Source organism: Variovorax sp. YR752, from assembly GCF_943372545.1.
Map to the genome: position 1 here is coordinate 1 of NZ_CALRZC010000398.1, position 3,597 is coordinate 3,597.

The window sequence follows — 3,597 nt, forward strand, 5'->3', positions numbered from 1 at the left end:
CCAGTCTTGATTGCGGGCTGGTCGGCCCAAGGAGGAGATCGGGGTTCACCGAACGGGCTCCCTTTAGCGCGGTAGGAGCGGATTAAACAATATCAGGAGGAGCGAAGCGGGGGACATTCGCGGAGGGAAGTACCCGGTGGCCTGTGCACGCGCCCCGAACAACGCAGACGTAAAAAAGCCCCCGAGCGGGGGCTTCCAACGAGACAAGAAGAAGCGTCAGGCCAACGTGTAAGCCGTCTTCACCGTAGTGAAGAACTCCTGCGCGTACTTGCCCTGCTCACGCGGCCCGTAGCTCGAACCCTTGCGGCCACCGAAGGGCACGTGATAGTCCACCCCCGCCGTCGGCAGGTTCACCATCACCATGCCCGCCTGGCTGTGGCGCTTGAAGTGCGTCGCGTACTTCAGCGAGGTGGTCGCGATGCCAGCCGACAGACCGAACTCGGTGTCGTTGGCCGTGGCCAGCGCATCTTCGTAGTTCTTCACGCGGATCACGCTCGCCACCGGGCCGAACACTTCCTCGCGGTTGATGCGCATGTTCGCGGCGGATTCGCTGAACAGCGCCGGCGACATGTAGTAGCCATCGGTCTCCAGCTTCAGCAGCTCGCCGCCGGCCGCCAGCGTGGCGCCTTCGCCCTTGCCGATGGCGACGTATTCCATGTCCTGGTCGAGCTGTGACTTCGACGAAACCGGGCCCACGTCGGTGCCCTGCGCGAGCGCGTCGCCGACCTTGATCTTCGCCATGCGCGTCTTCATCGCCTCGATGAACTTCGGGTAGATGCCTTCGGTCACGATGAGGCGGCTCGACGCCGTGCAGCGCTGGCCCGTCGAGTAGAACGCGCTCTGCACGCTGAGCTCCACGGCCTGCGCGAGGTCGGCGTCGTCGAGCACCACCTGCGGGTTCTTGCCGCCCATTTCGAGCTGCACCTTCTTGTGGTTGGTGACGCATTGCACCGCGATGTTGCGGCCCACGCCCACCGAGCCCGTGAAGCTGATCGCATGGATGCCGGGGTGGTTGACCAGCGCATCGCCGATCACGCTGCCGCGGCCCATCACGAGGTTGAACACGCCGGCCGGAATGCCCGAGCGGCTGATGATTTCGGCCAGCGCCCAGGCGCAGCCCGGCACGAGGTCGGCAGGCTTGAGCACCACGCAGTTGCCGAAGGCCAATGCCGGAGCGATCTTCCAGGCGGGAATGGCGATCGGGAAGTTCCACGGCGTGATGAGCCCGACCACGCCGACCGGCTCGCGCGTGATCTCCACGCCGATGTTCGGACGCACCGACGGCAGCAACTCACCCGACAGGCGCAGGCATTCGCCCGCGAAGAACTTGAAGATCTGGCCCGCGCGCGTGGCCTCGCCGATGCCTTCGGCCTTGGTCTTGCCTTCTTCGCGTGCGAGCAGCGTGCCGAGCTCTTCCTTGCGCGCGAGGATCTCCGTGCCGATCTTGTCGAGCGCATCGGAGCGCGCCTGGATGCTGCCCGTCGCCCATGCGGGGAAGGCGGCGGTGGCGGCTGCCACGGCGGCGTCGACGTGGCCCTTGTCGCCCTGCGTGTACTGGCCCAGCACGTCGGCCAGGTTGCTGGGGTTGATGTTGGGGCTGTAGCTCTGGCCGGCCAGCCATTCGCCATTGATGAGGTTGTTGAATTCAGTCATCGTCGATGTCCTTGCTTGTGTGCGTGTTGCGGTGAGGAGGTTGGAAAAGTCCGACGGCTAGGTGGCGCCTTCGGACTCCACGTAGAGGGCGTACAGCGAGTGGCTGGCCGCCATGTAGAGGCGGTTGTTCTTGGGGCCGCCGAAGGTGAGGTTGGCACAGCGTTCGGGCAGGCGGATGAAACCGATGGGCTTGCCTTGCGCGTTGAAGATCTTGACGCCATCGAGGTCTTCGGACTTCGCCTGCGGCTGATAGACCTTCATGCCGTTGCCGGCATCGATGGGTTCGGGCGCGAGTGCGCCGTTCCAGCCCCAGCCCATCCAGAGGTTGCCGTCGCGGTCGACGCGAAAACCGTCGAGCGCCGCGGCGCCCGTGCCATCGATGAGCTTCGCCTTGTTCGACACGCTGCCGTCGGCCGCCACGTCGTAGCTCCACAGGCTGCGGTTCGGCGTGCCCTTCCACTCGACGACGTAAAGTTTTTTTTCGTCCGGCGAAAAGGCCAGGCCGTTCGGGTTCACGAGGTCGGTGATCACCGCCGACAGCTGGCCGTCGGGCGTGAGGCGGTACACGTTGGTCGTCGCCTGCTCGGGGGCGGCCCTCTCGCCTTCCCACGTGCCCGAGATGCCGAAGAGCGGGTCGGTGAACCACACGGTGTCGTCCGATTTCACGACCACGTCGTTCGGCGAATTCAGCCGCTTGCCCTGGTAGCGGTCGGCCAGCACGGTCATGCGCCCGTCAAGCTCGGTGCGCACCACGCGCCGCGTCACCGAGTGCTCGCAGCAGATGAGGCGCCCTTGGCGGTCGCGCGTGTTGCCGTTGCAGTAGCCGGCGTTCGCCTTGTGGACCTTGAACTCGCCGGTCTTTTCCTCGTAGCGCATGAGCCGGTTGTTCGGAATGTCGCTGCACACGAGGTAGCCCTCGCGCGGCAGGTACACCGGCCCCTCGGCCCAGCGCATGCCCGTGCCGACCTGTTCGAGCGTGCTGCTGTAGATGCGGTACTTCGCAAAGCTGGGATCGAGAATCAGCACCGACGGGTCGGGGTAGCGCTGCTGCGGCTTGAAGGGAAACGACTGCGCGCCCGCGGCGGCGGCCACCGCGCCGAGTGCCGAGCCGGCCGCTGCTTGCAGCAGCCGACGACGGTCCATGTGCTTGTTCATTCAGTCTCCTTGGATGTTTCAGCCGTCAGCGCACGAAGGCACCGGGCGCTCAGCGGACCATGCAGGGGCGCTTGTTGTCGAAGGTCCAGTTCGGAATGAGGAACTGCATCGCCTGCGCGTCGTTGCGCGCACCGAGGCCATGTTTCAGGTACAGCTGATGCGCCTTCTCGACCTCGGCCATGTCGAGCTCGATGCCCAGGCCGCCGCGCGTGGGCACCTGCACGAGGCCGCCTTCGATCTGCAGCGGGGCCGTCGTGAGGCGCTGGCCGTCCTGCCAGATCCAGTGCGTGTCGATGGCCGTGACCTTGCCGGGCGCGGCGGCGGCCACGTGCGTGAACATCGCGAGCGACACGTCGAAGTGGTTGTTCGAATGCGAGCCCCAGGTCAGGCCCCAGGCCTGGCACAGCTGCGCCACGCGCACCGAGCCCTGCATCGTCCAGAAGTGCGGGTCGGCCAGCGGAATGTCGACCGACTGCAGCGAGAGGCTGTGCACCATCTCGCGCCAGTCGGTGGCGACCATGTTGGTGGCGGTGGGCAGGCCGGTGGCGCGGCGAAACTCCGCCATCACCTCGCGGCCCGAGAACACGCCTTCGGCGCCGCACGGGTCTTCGGCATAGGCCATCACGCCGTGCAGGTCGCGGCACAGGCGGATGGCGTCGGCCAGCAGCCAGCCGCCATTCGGGTCGAGCGTGACGCGCGCCTGCGGAAAGCGCTCGTGCAGCGCGCGGATCGCCTCGACTTCTTCTTCGCCGCGCAGCACGCCGCCCTTGAGCTTGAAGTCGGTGAAGC

The 3,597-nt window shown here is 66.4% G+C and carries 3 protein-coding genes; all 3 read right to left on the reverse strand.

Annotation, left to right across the window (positions count from 1 at the left end; all coding sequences use genetic code 11):
• Positions 1–216: 216 nt before the first annotated feature.
• Positions 217–1,653, reverse strand: coding sequence for an aldehyde dehydrogenase family protein (locus tag AAG801_RS40985; RefSeq protein WP_341893609.1), 1,437 nt, complete (start codon positions 1,651–1,653; stop codon positions 217–219).
• Between the two features lie 57 nt (positions 1,654–1,710).
• Positions 1,711–2,808: an SMP-30/gluconolactonase/LRE family protein gene (locus AAG801_RS40990; RefSeq protein WP_341893610.1), complete on the reverse strand. Its 1,098-nt coding sequence runs from the start codon at positions 2,806–2,808 to the stop codon at positions 1,711–1,713.
• 49 nt (positions 2,809–2,857) lie between these two features.
• Positions 2,858–3,597 (reverse strand): enolase C-terminal domain-like protein (locus AAG801_RS40995; RefSeq protein ID WP_341893611.1); only part of this gene is annotated, 740 nt, incomplete at its 5' end.